Below are 21176 nucleotides of genomic sequence, written 5' to 3'. Positions count from 1 at the left end.
TGCTCAGGGAGCTGGCTCCCGGGGTGGCCGTGGAGGCGGTGCGGTTCCTTACTGACGCTGCCTTTTCTCTGGACTCTCAGGTGAAGATAATGACGGTCTGAGGGAAGCCCGGTAACCGGACCTCCCTCAGACCGTCGGGAGCAAGAACTGAATGGCTTTAAGCATAGCGCCTAATGGATTCCCGGAAAGCATGCGCAGACGCACCGGGAAGAAACTCAGTGGCTCAGACTCATGCTTTGCCAGGTGCCGGTGCTTTCATAGAGATTGCAGTGGTCGGCCTGGCTGTAACAGCTGTTGACGCCGCAGCCCTGGTAATCCACCAGTTTAAAAAATCTGTCATTTTCTTTCGGGTCGGTGGTGGTATACAGCGTGCCGCCATAAGTCCGCACTACGGTTTCGTCAAAGCGGATTGCTCCGTCTCCGCTGACAGCCTGGCGTCTATAAGTGCCGTTCAGGCATTCACCGTCTGCAATCCGTTGTAGTAAGTGAGAAAATTGTTCTGTCATGGTTGACACTCCTTTCTTTATTTATTCGTATAATGCATTTTTGATGCCAATGGTTTGTCTGCACAATTTTTTCAGTAAAAAAGATCTGAAACAAGCGGGAAAATCCGCTGTATATCTGGGCCTTTTTCCTGTCGCTGCGGCTGCTGTCAAAGATTTGTTTTCTGCCGGACGGCCTTATCGCTATAACAAAAAAATGTCGGATCCGACAAGTTTTCCTGTCGGCCCGACATTTTTATTTTTCTAGCCTGTACTTCCCTAATTTCTCGTAGAGAGTGGAGCGGTGAATACCCAGGAGTTTTGCCGCCAGCACTTTGTTGCCTTTGGCCAGCCTCATGGCTTCGGCAATCCGCTCCGGCTCGGTTTGACCTGACAAACCGCCTGTTTCCGGATCAACTCCATCCCGGCCAACCGCCGCCGGGGGGACAGCCAGTTCAGATGAGGCAGGTGACGGGGCGTAATCAGCGGCCCACGGATGGTCACCAGCAGTTGTTCCAACAGGTTGGCCAGTTCCCGGACATTGCCGGGCCAATGATATTCCCGGAACAGAGCCATGGTTTCCGGTGTCAGCCGTTTCGGCGGCAGACCGGTTTTTTTACAGAGGGCGGCCATCAGTCCCTCTGCCAGTTCCCCTAAGTCTTCCCGGTGCTCCCGCAAGGGGGGGAGGGCCAGGCTGATTACATTCAGGCGATAATACAGATCTTTCCGGAAGGTTTGCTCCTGGATCATTTGCGGCAGCGGCTTGTTGGTAGCGGCCATAATGCGGATGTCCACCGGCTGGGTTTTCGTGCCCCCCACCCGGTCAAAGCTGCGCTCTTCCAGGACGCGCAGCAGTTTGGCCTGCATTGCCAGCGGCATATCGCCGATTTCATCGAGAAAAATTGTCCCGTTATCGGCCAATTCAAACTTGCCTTTTTTGCCGCCCCGTTTGGCGCCGCTAAAGGCCCCTTCATCGTATCCGAATAGTTCGGTTTCCAGCAGCTCGGCGGGGATCGCCGCACAGTTGATCGCCACAAACGGCATACCCTGCCGGCGGCTGGCATTATGAATGGCATGGGCGAACAGTTCTTTGCCGGTGCCGCTTTCGCCGGTAATCAGCACATTGCTGTCAGTCAAAGCCGCTTTCGCCGCCAGATTTTTTACCTGCACCATGACACGGGAACGGCCGGCGATGTCGTCAAAGGTATGTTCGGCAACGCGGACCTCTTTCAACTGCTGCTTGTAGCTGTCTACCTGCCGCTCCAGCCGATGGAGCCGGTCCAGCAGGCGGCTGATTTCACTGATGTCTTTGAACAAAATTTCGCCGAAAGCGCCGCTCAGCTCGCCATTGTTAAACAGGGGCACCCGGTTGACGATGATCTGTCTCCCCTGATAATTTTGTATATTTCCCAGCTCGATGACTCCGGTCTGGGCGGTAACGTGAAGCCTGGTATTTTCAATAGTTTCCTGCGCCGGCCGGTTCAGAAGATCTTCCCTGGCTATGCCGAATATTTCCTCATAGGACCGGTTCACCTTGATGATCACGCCGTTTTGGTCGACGACCACGATACCCTGCCGGAGGCTTTCGAAGATGTTTTCCAGCACTTCGGCATGCTGCAGGGTATCATTTAATTGCCGGGCAGCCTGCACCAATTCGGAGGTGTCCTGGATAATGGCCAGGGCGCCTACGATTTTGGACCCCTCGCAAATCGGCGAGCGATTGGAAACAAGGGCCTGCCCGTTAATGGTAATCGGCTGGCTTGTCTCGCTTTTGCCGGTGCTGAGGACCCTGGTCAGGCCGGTGTGGGGAATCACGTCGGCAATATAGGCTCCGATGGCAGCCGATTCCGGTACGCCGGTCAGTACGGCAGCGGCGGCGTTAAAGGTAGTAATGATACCAAAGGCATTAATCACGACAATGCCGTTATGAGCCGAACGGACTAAAGCCTGAATTTCATCGTTGGCCCGGTGCAGCTGAGCGTAAAAAGCAGTAAGGAAATCCTGGGGAGTCAGCATGCCTGCTAGTTTGCGGTCATCTGACACCACCGGCAGATGGCTGACCGGAATTTGCCGGGCCTCTTCCAGAGGCGTGTCCAGGGTAACGGTGATGACATTTTTGGTCATGACCTGACTGACCGGCAGGGAAAACGGGAGATCCTCGGTGATAGCCCCGATTAAATGCCTGTGGGTGATAAGGCCGCAAATCTCCTGGGCCGGGGTAATGACCGGAGCGCCGCTCAGCCGGTATTTAAAAAAAAGGCGGGCAGCATCTTTTAAGGTGTTATCCGGTCCCAAGGTTTTCGGATAGGTTGACATATAATTGCGAACCAGCATGGGCGGTACTCCTCCCTTCTTTTTATGGTCGCCCGCATTTGTCTTATAGTCTTAGTGTCGGATGGCTACAATATTACTATAAACGAGAATGTAAGATATTGCCACGGAATTCGAGAAAGGATCAATGCAATCTTGCTGTTTGAATTCTGCATCCTCCCTTTTATATCCTGTATTGATTCCTCCGGGGCATTACGTAATCGCTTGGTAAAAATAGAGAGGTTTTTCGCCGCGGCCGTAGAAAATAGTAATGCCTGAGCCGGCCAGTTCCGGGCTCAGGATTCATGAAAGGCAGGTGACGGGTAAAATGAAAATAGGCGCACGTATTATTAAAACAGGCATTGCAGTGACGATCACCATGTATATCTGCAAGACGTTCCGACTGGAGCCGGCCTTTTTCGGCGCTGTATCCGCTGTGGTGAATATGCAGCCGTCAATCTTCCTGACGTTTAAGACGGCATGGGATCAGATTCTGGTGCACATCCTGGGTGTAACCGCCGGCATTGCCTGCGGCTACCTGATCGGCGGTCATCCCATTGCCATGGGGCTGATCTCCATCATACTGATTTTGATGTATATAAAATTCAACCTGCACAGCGGCATCTCCACCGGGATCGTGGCTGCTCTTTTCGTGGTAGGCTCCGGTCAGGAAGCGTTTTTGCTGGAGCATGCGCTGAACAGGACTGCCGTCATTTTTACCGGCCTGGTGACGGCCATGCTGGTCAATATTCTCCTGTGGCCGCCCCGCTATAAAAAGCAATTTACCGCGAAACTGAAAGAGAGCAATGAAACCGCGGTCCGTTACTTTTGCCAGGCGGTAGCGGGATATGTTCAACTGGAAAATGAGGCGCCGGAAGTACATCAGGACCAAAGGGAAAAAGTGCATCAATTAAACCGGGAAATACGCAGCTTATCCAAACTCTTAAGCCGGGAAGGCCAAGTACTGGCGTCCGGTTCGGTGGAAGAAGGCGAATGGTTTGTCAAGGCCCGGCAGCTGATGGATTATAACGAATCCCTGACAGAAAAAGCCGACCGGATTTATTCGATTCTTCCCGACCGTTTTGACCGCAGGGTCAAAGCGGGCCTGCCGCCTATCAGCGATGAGTTCAAAGTCATCTTGGGCATCCTGAACAGCGGGGCCGCTTCTCTGGACAGAGTCAATGCTAAGATCAGAAAGGTCATCATTGAAGGGCAGCCGGTGGAGCCGGAAGAAATCAACGAGGATTACTGGGAAAGGTTGAGTGAAGCGATTGAAACCTGGCAGCAAAGGCTGACCGGCAGCTATTATGTCCATGCTCTGACCGAAGCGGCGGTAACCGCCAACGAACTCAAACGGGTTGTCCGGCAGGGAAAAAAGTTATTGGCCGACAGTACTGCCGTAACCATCTGAACCGACCAGTGAGCTGTACACCGGAATCTTACAATACTGACGGGAGAAACCGACCGCTACAACGCAGGCAGCGTTGCAGCGGTTTTCGTTTTTTTTATACAGCCGGCCATGAATGGGAGTCCGGCGGGGACATGCGCATGATTTAGCCCGAGTAGACATATAGTGGTAGTGGCAGAAACTGGTTTCTTTTTTGCCTGACCGGTGAAGCCATGCATGGACGAGAGAGGGGGAGAAAAATGTACGTCATGGGCAACGTCACCAGAAACACCATCGCCATGGTTCTGGCAGGAGGCAAGGGAGAACGGCTGAGTCCCATTACCCTGAACATGCCTAAACCCTGTGTGTCTTTCGGGGGGAAATACAAAATCATTGATTTTGTCCTGAGCAACCTGTTTAACTCGGGACTCAAGAAAGTCTATATCCTCACTCAGTACCGGGCCTATCCCTTAAATAAACACATTAAAGAATCCTGGAGCAAATGGGCCGGTCTGGGAGAATTCTATGAGACGATATCACCCGAGACCAGCAGCGACGGTGAGGAATGGTTCAAAGGCACGGCAGACGCCATCTTCCAGTTCCTGCGCTTCATCGAATGCTCCGATGTGGATTATGTGGCGATCTTCGGCGGCGATCATATTTATAAAATGGATATCAGCCAGATGATCAGCTATCATATTGTCAACCAGGCGGATATCACCCTGGCTGCTCTGGAAGTTTCAGCGGAAGAAGCCAGGCGGTTCGGTATTTTGGCCGTAAACAAGGATTTTCAGGTGACCCATTTTGCTGAAAAGCCTCAAGAGCCTGCAGCCATTCCGGGAAGAGATACCTGTTTCGCCTCTATGGGCAATTACATTTTTTCCACCAAAAAGCTTATCGAAGTGCTAAAAGAAGGCAAGCGAAAACATGCGGACCTGGATTTTGGCAAGCATGTGATCCCCATGATGCTGGAGAAGGGGGACCGGGTTTTTGCCTATAACTTTGCCGATAACGTGATTCCCGGCATGAGGCAGGAGGAAAAAGGCTATTGGAAAGACGTGGGGACGATTGATTCCTACTATGAGGCCAACATGGATCTGGTCAATGTGGAGCCCCAGTTGAACTTATATAATTATAAGTGGCCTATCCTGGCCAATCAGGGCAATCTGCCGCCGGCGAAAACCGTGTTTGACGAAGACGGCCGGCGGGGGCAAAACCTGAACTCCTACATCTGCGGCGGCTGCATCATCAGCGGCGGTACGGTGCGGCGGTCCATAGTCGGCTCACGCTGCCGGGTGAACAGCTACAGCCTGGTAGAAGATTCCATCCTGTTTAATAATGTGGAAATCGGCCGGCATGCCCAAATCAGGCGGGCGATCATTGATGAAAATATAAAAATTCCTGATGGCGCGGAAATCGGCTATAATCAGGAACAGGACCTATTAAAGGGATATACTGTCACTGAATCCGGCATTACGGTAGTGACAAAACTATAAAGATGCGCTATCGTAGACTTATCGATCTAGTAAGCGGAGGTGTCGTTCTTTTATGTCTGTCCACCCGTTAGCAGGGAAAAAAGCTCCCCTTTCTATTCTAGTCAATATTCCACGGTTAATTAGTTCGTATTATGCAAACAAACCTGACATTTACCAGCTGGAGCAAAAAGTGGCCTTTGGCACTTCCGGTCATCGGGGCAATCCTCTGAAGGGGACTTTCAACGAAGCCCATATTCACGCCATTGCCCAGGCCGTTTGCTGCTATCGCCATGAGCAGGGCATCACCGGCCCGCTCTATGTGGGCTTTGATACCCATGCATTATCGGAGCCGGCCTTTATCTCCACCCTGGAAGTGTTGGCGGCTAACGGCGTGGAAACCCTGATTGCCAAAGATATGAACTATACGCCGACACCGGTTATTTCTCACGCCATTTTGACGTATAACCGGGGACGCCGGGCCGGCCTGGCCGACGGCATTGTCATTACCCCCTCTCACAACCCGCCGGATAATGGCGGCATAAAGTATAATCCGCCTCACGGCGGCCCGGCTGACACCCATGTGACCCAATGGGTCGCCGATCAGGCCAATGCTTTCCTGGCCGACGGCAACAGGGAAGTAAAACGGATTGCCTATGCGAAAGCTTTACAAGCCGACAATGTGCATGAGTATGACTTTGTTACCCCTTATGTAAAAGATCTGGATAATATCATCGACATGGACGCCATCCGTTCCGCCGGTCTGAAGCTGGGAGCGGACGCTCTCGGCGGCGCCGGCCTTGGCTACTGGCTGCCTATCGCCGATGCCTATGGCCTGGATATCGACCTGTTAAACGGTCATCCAGACCCCACCTTCAGTTTTATGAACGTGGACGGCGACGGCAAGATTCGCATGGATTGCTCCTCGGCTCACGCTATGGCCGGTTTGATTGAGTTAAAGGATAAATATGACCTGGCCTTTGGCAATGATCCCGACTTTGACCGCCATGGCATTGTTACCCGCAGCGCCGGTCTGATGAACCCCAATCATTACCTGGCGGTGGCCATTTCCTACCTGTTCCGGTCCCGTACCGGCTGGCGGCAGGATGCGTCGGTAGGCAAAACCCTGGTCAGTTCCTCCCTGATCGACCGGGTGGCTGGCAGCTTGGGCCGCAAGCTGACGGAAGTGCCGGTGGGCTTTAAATGGTTTGTGGACGGCCTTATGGACGGCTCCCTGGGATTCGGCGGGGAAGAAAGTGCCGGCGCCTCTTTTCTCCGGAAAGACGGTACGGTTTGGACCACGGATAAAGATGGCATCATTCTTTGCCTGTTAGCGGCGGAAATCACGGCCAAAACCGGTCGGGACCCTGGCCGGCATTATCAGGAGCTGATTGCTCAGTTTGGCCAACCGGTGTATGCCCGTATCGACGCCGGGGCCACTTCCCGGCAGAAAGCCGTACTGAGCCGGTTATCGCCGGACCAGGTTATTGCCGGCAGTCTTGCCGGTGAACCCATTACCGGTAAACTGACCCAAGCAACCGGCAACAACACCGCTATCGGCGGCCTGAAGGTGTGCGCCGCCAGCGGCTGGTTCGCAGCCCGCCCCTCCGGCACCGAAGACGTGTATAAGATTTATGCTGAAAGCTTTAAAGGGGAAGACCATTTGCGGCAGATTCAGGAGGAAGCAAAACAAATGGTCAGCGATGCCTTTAAGGCCGCCGGAGTGTGACAGAGCGGGTGAATTGTTTTCAGGAGGTAGTCCTATGGAACACAATACTTTTGAACAGTTGGAGTGGTTTGCCTCATCCTGATTGCCGATGAAAATACGGTAGTCAGATATATCAATCCGGAATATGCGCACATTACCGGAGTCAGCCGCAGGGCGATTAAAATACTTCTAAACTGTTGTAATCTTTCCTGAAAATTTCTAACGGTTTAGAAATGATGCGTGACGTGTTATTTTATGGCCGGTGCCTGGTGTCACGAAACATCATTTCTAAAAAGTTGGAAATTTTTGATTTTAGGCTTCAAAGAATTCACTGCGCCAGCGGTAGAATCGATTGGCATGGAAATTGCTTTCTTTATTTGTTGTCATCAGGCTTTTCCCGCAGAAATCGGCTAATTCAATCAACTATCGGTCAAGAGGTGAAAGAATATGAAAAAACTACGTATTGGATCCGGTGCCGGTTATTCCGGCGACAGGATCGAGCCTGCCGCAGAGCTTGCGGCAAAAGGCGATATTCAGTATTTGTGCTTCGAATGCCTGGCGGAAAGAACGATAGCCATAGCTCAACAGGCTAAGCTGGAAGATCCCAACGCCGGCTATGACGCTTTGCTGACGGCCAGAATGGAAGCTGTTCTGGGCATTTGCAAACAAAAGAACATCAAAATCATTACCAATATGGGAGCGGCCAATCCTGCCGCCGGCGCCCTGAAGATCAAGGAGATCGCCCAAAAGATGGGGATCAAGGGATTGAAGATTGCGGCCGTCAGCGGTGATGATGTCCTGGAGATTATCAAAAAACAGGACCTCATCATCGAGGAAACCGGGGAAAAATTATCAACGATTCAGGATAAAATGGTATCCGCCAATGCCTACCTGGGGGCGGAACCAATCGTTGAGGCCCTTAGAAACGGGGCCAACGTGGTCATTACCGGCCGAATTTCCGATCCGGCCCTGTTTGTGGCCCCCATTATTCATGAATTTGGCTGGTCCATGGATGACTGGACCCGCTTGGGCAAGGCTACTGTCATGGGCCATTTGCTGGAGTGCGCCGGTCAGGTTACAGGCGGTTATTATGCCGATCCCGGTTTCAAAGATGTTCCCGGGCTTGGCCGGCTTGGTTTCCCTATTGCCGAAATCCAGAAGGATGGCTCCTTTATCATCACCAAGGTGCCGGAGGCCGGCGGCAATGTTACCCTGGATACCTGCAAAGAGCAGCTTGTCTATGAGATTCATGATCCGGCGGCCTATATCACTCCGGACGTTGTGGCCGACTTCAGCGGAGTGGAATTTAGCCTGGTGGAAAAAGACAAGGTGGCGGTAACCGGCGGTGCCGGACGGCAAAAAACCGAATTCCTCAAGGTTTCCGTCGGCTATGTGGACAGCTATATCGGCGAAGGCCAGATCAGCTACGCCGGTCCCGGAGCGGCTAACCGCGGTCAGCTGGCCCTGGACATCGTAGCCGAGAGATTAAAGCTGATGGGGGTTCAGTACCAGGAAATCCGGTTTGATCTGATCGGCTTGAATTCGCTGCATGGCGCCGCACTGTCGTCGGGGCATGAACCTTACGAAGTCCGGGCGAGAGTGGCGGGCCGCACGCAAAATATGAAAGAAGCGGTCCGCATCGGCAATGAAGTGGAAACCCTGTATACCAACGGGCCCGCCGGCGGGGCAGGCGCCTGGAAGTCAGCCCGGGAAGTCGTTGCAATAGTTTCTGCCTTGATTCCACGCAATCTGGTTAAAGCCAATGTTCATTACGAGGTGATATAAAATGAAGCTGCGTGAAATTGCCCATTCCCGCACCGGCGATAAAGGAAACACATCCAATATTTCAGTGATTGCCTATGATCCCGCCAACTATGCCTTTTTGGAAAAGCACGTCACTGCCAAGCGAGTCAAGGATTTTTTCTCCGACATCGTGGAGGGAGACGTCGTCCGCTATGAACTGCCTAAGATTGGGGCGTTAAACTTCGTCATGTACAAGGCTCTCGGGGGCGGTGTCACCCGGACTCTGGCCCTTGATATTCACGGAAAATCCCTGAGTTCGGCATTGATGAACCTGGATATTCCCGATTTAAAATAGCGCCGGTTGTTGCCCTTCCGGTTAGTTTTGTTACGGTTTATTAGCAAAATCCGCCGCTTTCAATCATTTGGTTGCTAAGCGGCGGATTTTTTATTGAATGTGAATTTTTTATAAAAATTTAAATATACTATTGACGGTTCATGGAAAAGGTAGGATAATATAAATAAAAGATAATAATTATCGATTAGTTAAAACTATCGATTAAATAAGAGAATTTACATAAGGAGGAGGATTTGGTATGGCATTACTCGGAACAGTGGTCAAACCATTCAAAGCGCAGGCTTATCATAACGGCAAATTTATCGAGGTTACAGAAACGGATTTCAAAGGCAAATGGAGCGTGGTATGCTTCTATCCGGCGGATTTTTCCCGCGTATGCCCCACAGAGCTGGAAGATCTGCAGGATCATTATCCCGCTTTCAGAGAACTGGGGGTGGAAGTATACTCTGTCTCCACCGATACTCATTTTGTCCATAAGGCCTGGCATGAAAACTCAGAGGCTATTCGGAAAGTCACCTATCCCATGATTGGTGATCCCTCCCATGCCCTGTCGAAAAACTTTGAAATACTGGCCGAAGAAGGCGGACTGGCCAATCGCGGCACATTCATCATCGATCCGGACGGCGTGATACAGGCGATTGAAATTAACGCCAAGGGCATCGCACGTGATGCAAGCATACTGCTTCATAAGCTGAAAGCCGCACAATATATCAGGAATAACCCCGGCGAAGTCTGCCCGGCCAAATGGGGACGGGAAAGCGCCGCCGCGCCTAAAGCAAGCCTGGATCTTGCAGGAAGATTTAAGAGGTGATGGCAGAGATGAGTTCAGCATTGTTAGATCAGGACATTAAAGAGCAGTTATCCCAGTATCTCCAGATGGCGGAAGGTGACGTGCTGATTAAAGTCAGCGCGGACAGCGGCCAGGTATCGGGGGATATGCTGGCTTTGCTAGAGGAAATAGCCTCCCTGTCTCCCCGCGTTGCGATTGAAAAAACCAAACTGTCCAGAACGCCCAGTTTCAGTATCCAGTCTGCGGCCACGGCCGGCGGGGACGGCAGGATCACTTTCGCCGGCATCCCTTTGGGCCATGAGTTTACCTCCCTGGTGCTGGCTCTGCTCCAGGTCAGCGGCAGAGCCCCCAAAGTCGATCAGAACGTCATTGATCAGATCAAAGCCATTAAAGGAGAATATCGTTTTGAAACCTATGTCAGCCTGAGCTGCCATATTTGTCCGGACATTGTTCAGGCCCTGAATATGATGAGTGTTTTAAATCCGGGCATTACCCACACCATGGTGGACGGCGGTGTTTTCCGGGAAGAGGCTGAGGCAAAAAACATTCTGGCAGTGCCGGTGGTTTACCTTAACGGCGAATTTTTCCACAGCGGCCGGATCAGTGTGGAAGAAGTTATTGCCAAATTGGGCGGCGGCCCTGACGTATCCCAGCTTGCCGCTAAAGAGCCCTTTGATACTTTGATTATCGGCGGCGGCCCGGCGGGAGTCAGTGCGGCGATTTATGCGGCGAGAAAGGGGATTCGCACCGGACTGGTGGCTGAGCGTCTTGGCGGTCAGGTGCAGGAAACTCTCGGCATTGAAAACTTTATCAGTATCAAATATACCGAAGGCCCCACCGTGGCGGCAAATCTGGAGGAGCATCTGAGGGAGTATCAAATCGACGTGATCAAGGCGCAGCGCTGCCGCCGCCTGGAGAAAAAAGACCTGATAGAAATTGAGCTGGAAAATGGGTCCGTCCTCAGGAGCAAGGCTGTAATCCTGGCCACCGGCGCTCGCTGGCGCAATATCTGCGTACCGGGAGAGGCTGAATTCAAGACTAAGGGTGTGGCCTACTGCCCCCATTGCGACGGCCCTATATTTAAGGGAAAACGGGTGGCCGTGATCGGCGGCGGCAATTCCGGGATTGAAGCGGCGATTGATTTGGCCGGAATTACGGAACATGTGACGGTGCTGGAATTTATGCCGGAACTGAAAGCCGACCTGGTGCTGCAGCAGCGGCTGGACAGTCTTCCCAATGTGACGGTCTTAAAAAATGTTCAGACGAAAGAAATCACCGGCACAGACAGGGTCGACGGCCTTACTTACATTGACCGGGCAACAGGAGAAGAGCATCATATAGACCTGGCAGGGGTCTTTATCCTAATCGGTCTTGTCCCCAATACCGATTGGCTGGATGGTGCGGTCGAGCGCAACCGCTTCGGTGAAATCCTGGTGGACAGCCGCGGCGCCACGAATGTGCCGGGAGTGTTCGCCGCAGGAGACTGCACCAACAGTCACTACAAGCAGATCATTATCGCTATGGGATCCGGCGCCAGCGCGGCATTAGCCGCATTTGACCATTTAATCCGAAATTGATGTAAAAACGCAGGAGAATATAGGAGTATGAAAAAATCCGTCTGAAGCAGTCTCCAGGGACTCTATCCGGCGGATTTTTTTCATGAAAGGGGGTGGCATTCTTCTTTTGCGGCGTGTATACTATTTATGCTCAGATGATTGAGCATATTTAATTTGTCAAAGAGGGAACTGATATCATGACAACAGTATGGAGTGTCCTGGAAATTACGGGGGTAGTGGCCTTTGCCGTTTCCGGCGCCCTGACGGGAATTCGCAGCCGTCTCGATATTTTCGGTGTACTGATTTTAGCCGTGGTTACCGCCATTGGCGGCGGGATCATACGGGATGTGGTGATTGGCAATACACCTCCCTTAACCTTTCGCGACTCAACGTTCTTTATCATCAGCTGCGCATCGGCTGTAGGGGTCTTGTTCACCTACCGCTGGCTGGACCGGTATCAGAACACGATCCTGTTTTTTGACGCCGTCGGCCTTGGCGCCTTTACGGCGACCAGCGCCAACCTGGCCATTCAGCACCATCTGGATTCTCTGTTTATTGTAACGGCAGTGGCTACGATCACCGGCATCGGCGGCGGTATTCTCCGGGATATGATCGTCAAAGAGATCCCCTATGTGTTCCGGCAGGAAGTCTATGCCATCAACGCCATTATCGGCGCCGCGGTTTTTTATTATTCGCAATCATATTTAACGGGTTCTCTGCCATTATATCTTTCCTTTGTTGTCACCACCGTCTTGCGTCTTTGCTGCATTAAATACAAGTGGAATTTTCCCGTTCTCGGCATGGATTCAAAGCAGGTCGTTTCCGGCGAACACAAGTCTGATTAGCGAAAATGGTGATACGTTAATATAGGTAAAAAGAAGGGGCGCAAAGCGTTTTTACGCATGCAGCCCTTTTTTGCAGCAAAAAAACAGGCGCTCAGTTTTTCCCCGCTGTTCCTTCCTTGCGGGTCTCAATTGCTGAAATGCAAATAGCAATTATATAAAATACAAGAATTCCTATTCCCATCCCCATTTGTATTTCGCCTCCTGCGATTTCTCTTCCCTTTAATCAAAGTATAGTCCCGGTACATTGATCTGTGAAATTGTCAATGGCTATGGTATCAATAAGATTTTTTTTGGGACTCGATACACATTAACCAGCAGGGCGAAAGCGATGGAATTAGAAGAATATAATGATTTTCTGATTTAGACTTTTCGTGTATATACACTTAATCGATGAGTAGTAAATAATCTTATAAACAAAACTGGTTTTTCTTATTTGCGTGCATATACACTCAATAAACGGACATTGATAAAACTGTTGGAGATAAAGGTAGAGATAGGCCCGAACGCGCAGGATGATGGATACAAGTCTGCTTAGCTAAAATGGAAAAGTGATTTCGCCGCTTTCCACCAATTCCTTGATCATGCCTGCGCCTGCGTCAGTGCTTTGCAGATTGGAAATCAGGGCTAAGCCGCAAATGCCAGGAATGCCCATGAGGGGCTTCAAGAGCGGAGTCATTAGCTTCTGCGCTACCCGTAAACCGCCCAATCCGTCAACAACGGCGATAACGCCAAGGGCGAAAATGACCGCCGGCATGAGTTCCAGGGCGAACATAAAGCCATCCCGCGCTCCGCCGCCGCCGGCGCCGCGGAAAGTAAACGCTTTGCCGGCCTCACCGGTAATTTTTCCATAAGCGCCGTTAAGCACGCTAAAGTCTAGCACCTGCGTCCAGTCTTTTGCTGAGGCAAATATTCCCGAAAAGAAAATAATAGCCAATGCGAATGCGGCGTAACTTACCCAGCTGATTTTGTTCTCCTGAGATTCTTTTCCTTGCATAGGTCCTCATCCTCCTTATAGTTTTACTGGCTCCATTGACGGCGGCCTTCACAAAGACCGCATGTATTGCAACAATGTCCCGTGCAATAGAACTCATTTATACATTGTACTACCGAGTATTGCTATTTTCAATAAAAACTTGTCAACTTTAATTGAAACGGTGTCGGTATTTGTTGGGATGGTAGAAGAACAAATTCTGTTAGAACATTTTATTGACAAGTAATTACTGTCTGTGCTATATTAAAAACAATTCATTTTGGAAAAATTATCAAAAGCTATGACCGGGAAGAGTAAGCATGTCCCTTTTCAGTCCAGCGAGCCGGTGACCGGAAACCCCGGAGGTGTGATGACCGGCCTGAAGATCCTGCTGAATGGTCCCGTGAGCTGTCTGCCGAACCAGTAAGTAGTAGGACAGACCGGAAGCCTCCGTTAAAAGGCTAGGGTATCGGCGCTTTAACTCCCGTACCTGAAACCAGGGAAAACAGCTTGTTTTCCGAATAAGGGTGGTACCGCGAACCATTTCGCCCCTGACGGGTGGAATGGTTTTTTTATTTGGCGGCCCCTTATATCAGAGGTTGGTTGCAAAAACCATCTGTAGCCTAGCATTTGAGACCGTTCAAAAAGGTCCGGATGCTAGGTAAGAGCAGGAGTAACGACGCAGATGGGCCTTTTTCAACGGTCTCTGGGGAAACAGCCGGGTTCCAAAGTAGGGTGGTACCGCGGACCATTTCGCCCCTTAAGGTGAAATGGTCTTTTTATTTTTCCGATAAGACGCAACAAGAGGACAGGAGGAAGGAAGATGTTAAAAGAGTATCTCAATCTCCTGATTTCCGGTCAGGATTTATCCCGGGAACAGGCCAGAAACTCAATGAAAATCATTATGTCGGGGCAGGCCAGCGGCTCCCAGATCGGCAGTTTGCTGACAGCCCTGCGCCTGAAAGGGGAAAACAGCGAGGAAATCGTCGGTTTTGCCGAAATAATGCGGCATTTTTCCCGCCGAACCGATTGCGGCCGGCGTGATGTAGTCGATACCTGCGGCACGGGCGGTGACCGGAAAGGAACGTTTAACGTTTCCACCGCTGCTGCTTTCGTAGCGGCAGGGGCCGGGGCAACCGTCGCCAAACATGGCAATCACGGCGTATCCAGTACATCCGGCAGTGCCGATGTGCTCAAAAGCCTGGGTGTAAACATTGATTTGACACCGGAGGAGACGACTCAGGCAGTGAGCAAATTGGGAGTAGGATTTGCCTATGCGCCGGTTTTTCATCCGGCGATGAAATATGCCGGCCCCACCCGTCGGGAACTGGGCTTTCGGACGGTGTTCAACCTTTTGGGGCCTCTGACCAATCCTCTGGGAGCCAAACGGCAGCTGATGGGGGTTTATGATGGTTCCCTGACCGGTAAAATAGCCGAAGTCCTGCTGCAGCTTGGCGTGGACCACGCCATGGTGGTGTACGGCCTGGACGGCTTAGATGAAATCACCACCACAGCTCCCAGCCAAATCTCAGAAGTGAAAGACGGTCAGGTCACAACCTACCGGATCGAGCCGAAGGATTACGGGTTTACCCTGTGTGATCCAGCCGACTATCAGGTCAGCACACCGGCGGAAAGCGCCGCCAGCATCATCCAGCTGCTGCAAGGCCGGCATGGCCCCAAACGGGACCTGGTCCTGATCAACGCGGCGGCAGCCCTGATGGTAGCCGGTCGGTCCCAGGATATCCGGGAAGGAATCGCTCTTAGCCAAAGGAGTATCGACAGCGGCGCCGCTCTGGGCAAGCTGGAGGAACTGCGCCAATACACCTGTTTCCGCCGGGGAGGCACGGACGATGCTCGTTAAAATCTGCGGCATAACCAGACTGGAGGATGCCCGCGCCGCCCGGCAGTATGGTGCGGACATGATCGGTTTTGTCTTCGCCGACAGCCGGCGCCGGATTGAGGTAAGGGAGGCGGCCCGGATCGCGCAAGAGGTCAGGGGGATTGGCAAGGCAGGGGTGTTTGTTGACCAACCCCTGGAGGAAGTGCGGCAGATTGCTGTCCAGTGTCAGCTGGACTATATCCAGCTTTCCGGTGGTGAACCGGCCGAGTACTGCCGTCAGCTCAACCGTCCGGTTATCAAGGCGGTGCGGATCGGTTCCGGCGAGCCGGACAGGGAAGGATGGGAGAGCTTTCCCGCTGACTGGCTGCTGTTCGACAGTTTTGTCCCCGGTCAGGCCGGCGGCAGCGGCAGGACCTTTGACTGGGCCGGACTGCGGGAGATAACCCGGCGCATTTCCAAACCGTTCCTGGTGGCCGGCGGCCTGAATGGGGTCAATGTGCCGGAGGCCATTAACATATTGCGCCCTTACGGCGTGGATGTATCCAGCGGGGTGGAGACAGACGGCGTCAAGGACCAGGCGAAAATTCGCGACTTTATTCTTTCGGCTAAAGCAGCAAAAACCGCCAAGGAGGGATCCCATGCTAACCCAAATTGTCGCTGATATCCGGCGTCAGGTAGCTGAAACAAAGGCCCTTGCGCCCCTTGCGCAATTCAGGCGGGAAATTCAACCCGGACAATTTTTATTCAGCCAGGCGATTAAAACGACGGATTGGGCGCTGATCGCAGAATGCAAGCTGATGTCTCCCGCCAAAGGCGTCTTGGTTCAAGGTGTTACTGTGCCTGAACTGGCCCAAATCTACAGCCAAAACGGGGCAAGCTGCCTGTCGGTGCACACCAGCCGTCCCTTTGGCGGCAGCATTCAGGACATCGGCAGGGTAAAGGCCGTGAGCCAACTGCCGGTGTTGTGCAAAGACTTTATGATTGATCCCTATCAGATTTATCAGGCCCGTTGGGCAGGGGCCGACGCTGTTCTGCTGATTGCCGCCATATTGTCTGACCTTCAGCTTCAGCAGTATCAGGCGATTGCCGGCGAACTGGGTCTGGACTGCCTGGTGGAGATCCACAGTCTGGAGGAACTGGAACGGGCCCGGACAGCCGGGGCGCATCTGGTAGGGATCAATAACCGGGACCTGAAAACATTTACCACGGACGTAGCCAGGACCTATGAACTTCTGCCCTATTGCGGCAAAGAATGCCTGGTGATCAGCGAAAGCGGCATTGCCGGCCCGGAGGAAGTAGAACAGCTGCAGCGGTCCGGGGTCCGGGGTGCCCTGGTGGGGGAAGGGCTGGTGAAAGCACCGGATATTGCCGGGCGTACCCGGCAGCTGGCCAGGGTTGTTGTCCCGTTGTAAGGGTTAAGCCAGAGTATATATTGGATAAAAGGAGGATTCAGAATGTCAGACAATGGACGTTACGGGCAATACGGGGGGCAGTTTGTGCCGGAAACTGTGATGCCGGCATTACTTGAACTGGAGGATTTTTACCGTACCGTTAAACAGGACGCGTCGTTTATCGCCGAACTCAACCGGTATCTGGCAGAATACGCCGGCCGGCCGACCCGGCTGTATTACGCCGCCAATTTAACCCGCCATTACGGCGGCGCCGGGATTTATCTGAAGCGGGAAGACCTGTTGCATACAGGAGCCCATAAGATCAACAATGCCCTGGGACAGGCACTGCTGGCCAGGCGCATGGGGAAAAAACGCATTGTAGCGGAGACCGGCGCCGGCCAGCACGGGGTGGCCTGCGCTACCATGGCGGCCCTGTTCGGGATGGAATGCAAGGTGTTCATGGGCGAGGAAGACATTGAGCGCCAGGCCTTGAACGTGTTCCGTATGCGATTGCTGGGGACGGAAGTGGTCCCGGTTACCAGCGGCTCCGGCACTCTCAAAGATGCCACCAGCGAAGCCATTCGCTACTGGGTGACCAATGTGAGGGATACCCACTATATCATCGGCTCAGTGGTGGGACCTCATCCTTACCCCATGCTTGTGCGGGATTTTCAGACTGTGATCGGCCAGGAGATCCGGGAGCAGCAGGCGGCTTTGAACATTAAGAACATCGACTTTTTGCTGGCCTGCGTGGGAGGCGGCAGCAATGCCATGGGAACGTTTCATCCCTTTCATCAGGAAAAATTCGTCCGCAAGATCGGGGTGGAGGCGGCCGGCAAAGGCATATTCACCGGTCAACACGCCGCTTCTTTGACGCAGGGCGAGCCCGGCGCGCTGCATGGGGCTCTGAGTTACCTGCTGCAGGATGAGGACGGTCAGGTTATCCCGGCCTTTTCAATTTCCGCCGGTTTGGATTATCCCGGCGTAGGCCCGGAACACTCGTATTTTAAAGACGCCGGCCTGGTGGAATACGTGTCGGTCACCGATCAGCAGGCTTTGCAGGCCTTTGAGCTGCTGGCCAAAACCGAAGGCATTATTCCCGCCCTGGAAAGCGCCCACGCTCTGGCTTACCTGGAGATTCTCATGCCGGACACCAAGCCGGACCAGACAGTGGTCATCTGTCTGTCGGGACGAGGCGACAAAGACGTGCAGCAAGTTGCCAAAGTAATGGAGGAGAAATAGGGAAATTGAGATTCATAGAGAAGGAAGGAATGGTTTAAGTGGAAGGAACGATGATTGCTGCTGGATTAAAGCAGCGGAAAGAAAGCGGCCAAAAGGGTCTAATCGTCTATCTGACAGCTGGGTATCCGGACCTGGACGCCACCTATCAGGCAGTCATGGCAGCAGAAGCAGCCGGCGCCGATGCCATCGAAATCGGCATTCCCTTCTCCGACCCTATCGCCGATGGGCCGGTGATTCAAAAAGCGGCGACAGAGGCCCTGAAACGCGGGGTGACTGCCCCTAAAATACTGGAACTAATCCGGCGGATTCGCCGCAGTTCTTCTATCCCCTTAGCGGTGATGACCTATGTAAATACAGTGCTGCACTATAGCCCGCAGAAGTTTATTGCCGATTTTTCAGCTGCCGGGGTAGCCGGGCTGATTATCCCGGACCTGCCAATGGAAGAAAGCGGATTCATTCAGGCTATCTGCCGGGAATACCCCATGGAACTCATCAGCTTTATCGCCCCCACCAGCGGCCAGGACAGGATTGCTGCCATCAGCAAGGAAGCTTCCGGTTTTCTCTATTGCATTTCCAGCACCGGCGTGACCGGAGTGAAAAGGACAGACTATCAGCTGGTAGAGAAAATCATCTGTCAGGCCAGCCGGCATACAACAATACCCATTGCCGTGGGCTTTGGCATCGGCAGCCCTGAAGTCGCCCGGGAAGCAGCCAAGTATGCCGACGCGGTCATCGTCGGCAGCGCGGTGGTGCAGAGAATGGAAAAAGGCGATGTGGCATCTGTGAGAGATTTCCTCTCTGGCATAAGGCGGGAGTTGGACAGGGGTGGACTGTAGGATGCGGTTGTCTGTCAGTGGTCGTGAATTTTCTTCCCTGGACGGGTCTTATACTATCATTCCGGTTTATACCGAAATACCGGTTGACTTGGATACGCCCGTTTCTCTTTATTACAAGCTGGTAGGCGACAGTCCGGGCTTTATGCTGGAAAGCGCCGAGAGCGGCAAGAATTTTGGCCGCTACTCCTTTATCGGCTCTGATCCGATGCTGCGCCTGACCGCTTATTCGGACCGGATGGAAGTCGTTGCTGACCAAAGGCGGTATCATATCGCAAAATCGCCTTTGACCGCCTTGCAAGAGGTTTTAGCCGGTTTCTCCTGTCCTGATTTTCCGGATTTGCCGCCTTTCAGCGGCGGAGCGGTGGGGTATCTGAGCTTCGAGGCCGCCGCTACCTGGGAGAGGGTCCGGGGGATGAGCATTTCCCCGGAAGCTGTCCTGGGGCAGTTTATGATCTGCCGGAAGATTGTCGCCATGGACCATCTGACTCACACCGCCAAGCTGATTGTTCTGGTTCAGCCCGGCCTTCACGGCGTTCAGGTGGCCTATGACACGGCTGTGGCGGAACTTCGACAAATGGCTGATCAATTAAAGCAGCCCGTCCTCATTCCGGCGGAACAAGCTCCTGACTCTGGCAGGGAACCGCTGCTGCCGCCTGACGATCCCCCGATAAAGCAAAGTTACATGGAAGCGGTTCGAGCCGCCAAAGAATATATAGCTGCCGGCGACATATTCCAGGTGGTGCTGTCTCATCCCTTCACCCACCCTCTGACAGCCCCTCCCTTTATGCTGTACCGCCGGCTGAGGCGGATCAACCCTTCTCCTTACATGTTTTATTTCAATACCGGCAATCTGCAGATAGTGGGAGCGTCGCCGGAAATGCTGGTCAAACTCCAGGGCGGAAAAGTCTATTCCTGCCCCATCGCCGGCACCAGACCGCGGGGCCAGACCGCCGGGCAAGACGCAGCCCTGGCCGCCGAACTGCTGGCTGATGTGAAAGAATGCGCCGAACACGCCATGCTGGTGGATTTGGGCCGCAACGACATCGGACGAATCAGCCTGCCCGGCACAGTTGCAGCGAGCCGGCTGATGGAGGTGGAGAACTTTTCCCACGTGATGCATATCGTTTCCGAAGTAACCGGTCAGGTTGACCCGAAATACATGCCGACCGATGTGCTGGCTGCTTGTTTTCCCGCCGGGACCGTCAGCGGCGCTCCCAAGTGCCGGGCCATGGAAATCATCAATGAACTGGAGACAGCCGCGAGGGACAGCTACGCCGGCTCGGTAGGCTATATCGATTTTCGCGGCAATATGGACACCTGCATTACCATCCGGACTATGGCGATTGAGGGCGACCAGGTAACGATCCGCGCCGGCGCCGGCATTGTAGCCGACTCTGTCCCCGAACTGGAATACCAGGAGATCCGTCATAAGGCCAAAGCGTTATTTCGGGTGCTGGGAGGCGAATAGGGTGATTTTGCTGATTGATAACTACGATTCCTTTACCTATAACGTTTACCAGGCTGTGGCCAATCTGGGCTGCGAATTGCAGGTAATCCGCAATGACCGACTCTCCCTGCCGGAAATAGAACAGGGAAACTATTCGGCCATCATCATCTCCCCCGGACCGGGAACTCCCGACGACGCCGGCGTCAGCAAACAGGCGGTCGCCGTCTTCGCCGGCAAGATTCCCATTCTGGGAATCTGCCTCGGCCACCAGGTCATCGGCGAGGTCTTCGGCGGGAAGATCATCCGTGCCCCCCAACCCGTCCACGGCAAAGTATCCAGAGTGCATCACAGTGGAACCGGAACTTACGCCGGGGTGTCCCAGCCCCTTATGGCAGGGCGGTATCACTCTCTGATCGTGGATAAGGAAACTCTGCCCGACTGCCTGGAAGCGACGGCGGTCAGCGATAACGGGCTGATTATGGGAATCAGGCATAGGCAGTATAATATTGAGGGGGTACAGTTTCATCCGGAGTCTATTTTGACGCCGGAGGGGGGAAGGCTGTTGAGTAATTTTCTTGGCGGAATAAAGGGGAACGCTCATTAATGGACGGGAGATGAGAAAAACATAAGGCTCGGCGGGGCTTGCAGACGGGTGAGAGATACGCTATGTGCCGGAACTGTGCCGTTTCGTGACCAAAGCCGAAATCACCGCGTAGAATCATTCCCTTTAAAATATATATAGCGCCTCCGGTACAACCGCCGTTTTGCCAATCATTTGATTGGCAAAACGGCGGTTTTTATT

At 53.0% G+C, this 21176-nt stretch carries 18 protein-coding genes, 1 pseudogene and 1 other annotated feature; of the genes and pseudogenes, 15 read left to right on the top strand and 4 right to left on the bottom strand.

Going from position 1 to position 21176, the window contains the following annotated elements; genetic code table 11:
* Positions 1–215 precede the first annotated feature (215 nt).
* The 3 genes from ALO_RS00825 to ALO_RS00815 all read right to left on the bottom strand — a co-directional run bounded on the left by ALO_RS00825 (position 216) and on the right by ALO_RS00815 (position 2816).
* Entirely contained in the window at positions 216–506 is a 291-nt protein-coding gene (locus ALO_RS00825) for a hypothetical protein (RefSeq protein WP_004091783.1), read from the bottom strand.
* 232 nt (positions 507–738) lie between these two features.
* Complete coding sequence (locus ALO_RS21645; RefSeq protein ID WP_139025284.1) at positions 739–879, bottom strand: helix-turn-helix domain-containing protein; 141 nt, start codon at positions 877–879, stop codon at positions 739–741.
* Entirely contained in the window at positions 837–2816 is a 1980-nt protein-coding gene (locus ALO_RS00815) for a sigma 54-interacting transcriptional regulator (protein WP_004091777.1), read from the bottom strand. The genes ALO_RS21645 and ALO_RS00815 overlap by 43 nt, the downstream gene beginning before the upstream one ends.
* A 304-nt stretch (positions 2817–3120) precedes the next feature.
* Between ALO_RS00815 and ALO_RS00810 the strand changes: the two genes are divergently transcribed.
* From ALO_RS00810 to ALO_RS00775, 8 genes are all read left to right on the top strand, one after another.
* Positions 3121–4203, top strand: coding sequence for an FUSC family protein (locus ALO_RS00810; protein ID WP_040292452.1), 1083 nt, complete (start codon positions 3121–3123; stop codon positions 4201–4203).
* A gap of 236 nt (positions 4204–4439) precedes the next feature.
* Positions 4440–5675 carry a glucose-1-phosphate adenylyltransferase gene (glgC, locus tag ALO_RS00805; RefSeq protein WP_004091773.1) on the top strand — a complete coding sequence of 412 codons (1236 nt, stop codon included), beginning with the start codon at positions 4440–4442 and terminating at the stop codon, positions 5673–5675.
* Between the two features lie 52 nt (positions 5676–5727).
* Positions 5728–7380 carry a phosphoglucomutase (alpha-D-glucose-1,6-bisphosphate-dependent) gene (gene pgm / locus ALO_RS00800; RefSeq protein WP_004091771.1) on the top strand — a complete coding sequence of 551 codons (1653 nt, stop codon included), beginning with the start codon at positions 5728–5730 and terminating at the stop codon, positions 7378–7380.
* A gap of 426 nt (positions 7381–7806) precedes the next feature.
* The gene (locus ALO_RS00795; RefSeq protein WP_004091769.1) at positions 7807–9144 is read left to right on the top strand and encodes an acyclic terpene utilization AtuA family protein; all 1338 of its coding nucleotides are present in this window, start codon (positions 7807–7809) and stop codon (positions 9142–9144) included.
* Position 9145: 1 nt separating this feature from the next.
* Complete coding sequence (locus tag ALO_RS00790; RefSeq protein WP_004091768.1) at positions 9146–9457, top strand: AtuA-related protein; 312 nt, start codon at positions 9146–9148, stop codon at positions 9455–9457.
* Positions 9458–9695: 238 nt separating this feature from the next.
* Positions 9696–10268, top strand: coding sequence for an alkyl hydroperoxide reductase subunit C (gene ahpC, locus ALO_RS00785; protein WP_004091767.1), 573 nt, complete (start codon positions 9696–9698; stop codon positions 10266–10268).
* Positions 10268–11824: an alkyl hydroperoxide reductase subunit F gene (gene ahpF, locus ALO_RS00780; RefSeq protein WP_004091766.1), complete on the top strand. Its 1557-nt coding sequence runs from the start codon at positions 10268–10270 to the stop codon at positions 11822–11824. Before ahpC ends, ahpF begins: the two co-directional genes overlap by 1 nt.
* Positions 11825–12000: 176 nt before the next feature.
* A complete protein-coding gene (locus tag ALO_RS00775; RefSeq protein ID WP_004091765.1) occupies positions 12001–12648 on the top strand; it encodes a trimeric intracellular cation channel family protein in 648 nt (215 codons plus the stop codon).
* Between the two features lie 547 nt (positions 12649–13195).
* Here the strand turns inward: ALO_RS00775 and ALO_RS00770 are convergent.
* Positions 13196–13642, bottom strand: a pseudogene (locus tag ALO_RS00770) (nucleoside recognition domain-containing protein); the annotation flags it as partial.
* A gap of 268 nt (positions 13643–13910) precedes the next feature.
* Positions 13911–14174, top strand: a binding site (T-box leader).
* Positions 14175–14441: 267 nt separating this feature from the next.
* On the opposite strand from ALO_RS00770, the gene trpD reads away from it, so the two are divergent.
* From trpD to ALO_RS00735, 7 genes are read left to right on the top strand one after another with little or no spacing between them, the layout of a single operon-like run.
* A complete protein-coding gene (gene trpD / locus ALO_RS00765) occupies positions 14442–15479 on the top strand; it encodes an anthranilate phosphoribosyltransferase (protein ID WP_004091759.1) in 1038 nt (345 codons plus the stop codon).
* Positions 15469–16119, top strand: coding sequence for a phosphoribosylanthranilate isomerase (locus ALO_RS00760; protein ID WP_004091756.1), 651 nt, complete (start codon positions 15469–15471; stop codon positions 16117–16119). The genes trpD and ALO_RS00760 overlap by 11 nt, the downstream gene beginning before the upstream one ends.
* Positions 16097–16870 (top strand): indole-3-glycerol phosphate synthase TrpC, encoded by a 774-nt coding sequence (trpC, locus tag ALO_RS00755; protein ID WP_004091754.1) that lies wholly within the window; start codon positions 16097–16099, stop codon positions 16868–16870. Before ALO_RS00760 ends, trpC begins: the two co-directional genes overlap by 23 nt.
* 42 nt (positions 16871–16912) lie before the next feature.
* On the top strand, positions 16913–18091 hold the full coding sequence (gene trpB, locus ALO_RS00750; protein ID WP_004091752.1) for a tryptophan synthase subunit beta: 1179 nt from the start codon (positions 16913–16915) through the stop codon (positions 18089–18091).
* Positions 18092–18129: 38 nt separating this feature from the next.
* Complete coding sequence (gene trpA, locus ALO_RS00745) at positions 18130–18927, top strand: tryptophan synthase subunit alpha (RefSeq protein ID WP_004091750.1); 798 nt, start codon at positions 18130–18132, stop codon at positions 18925–18927.
* Between the two features lies 1 nt (position 18928).
* A complete protein-coding gene (locus tag ALO_RS00740; RefSeq protein ID WP_004091748.1) occupies positions 18929–20395 on the top strand; it encodes an anthranilate synthase component I family protein in 1467 nt (488 codons plus the stop codon).
* Between the two features lies 1 nt (position 20396).
* A complete protein-coding gene (locus tag ALO_RS00735; RefSeq protein WP_004091746.1) occupies positions 20397–20978 on the top strand; it encodes an anthranilate synthase component II in 582 nt (193 codons plus the stop codon).
* Positions 20979–21176 lie beyond the last annotated feature (198 nt).

Origin of the sequence: Acetonema longum DSM 6540, from assembly GCF_000219125.1 — a bacterium.
GTDB classification, from domain to species: Bacteria; Bacillota; Negativicutes; order Sporomusales; family Acetonemataceae; genus Acetonema; species Acetonema longum.
Note: the sequence above shows the minus strand (reverse complement) of the source record. Positions and strands in the feature narration are given on the sequence as shown.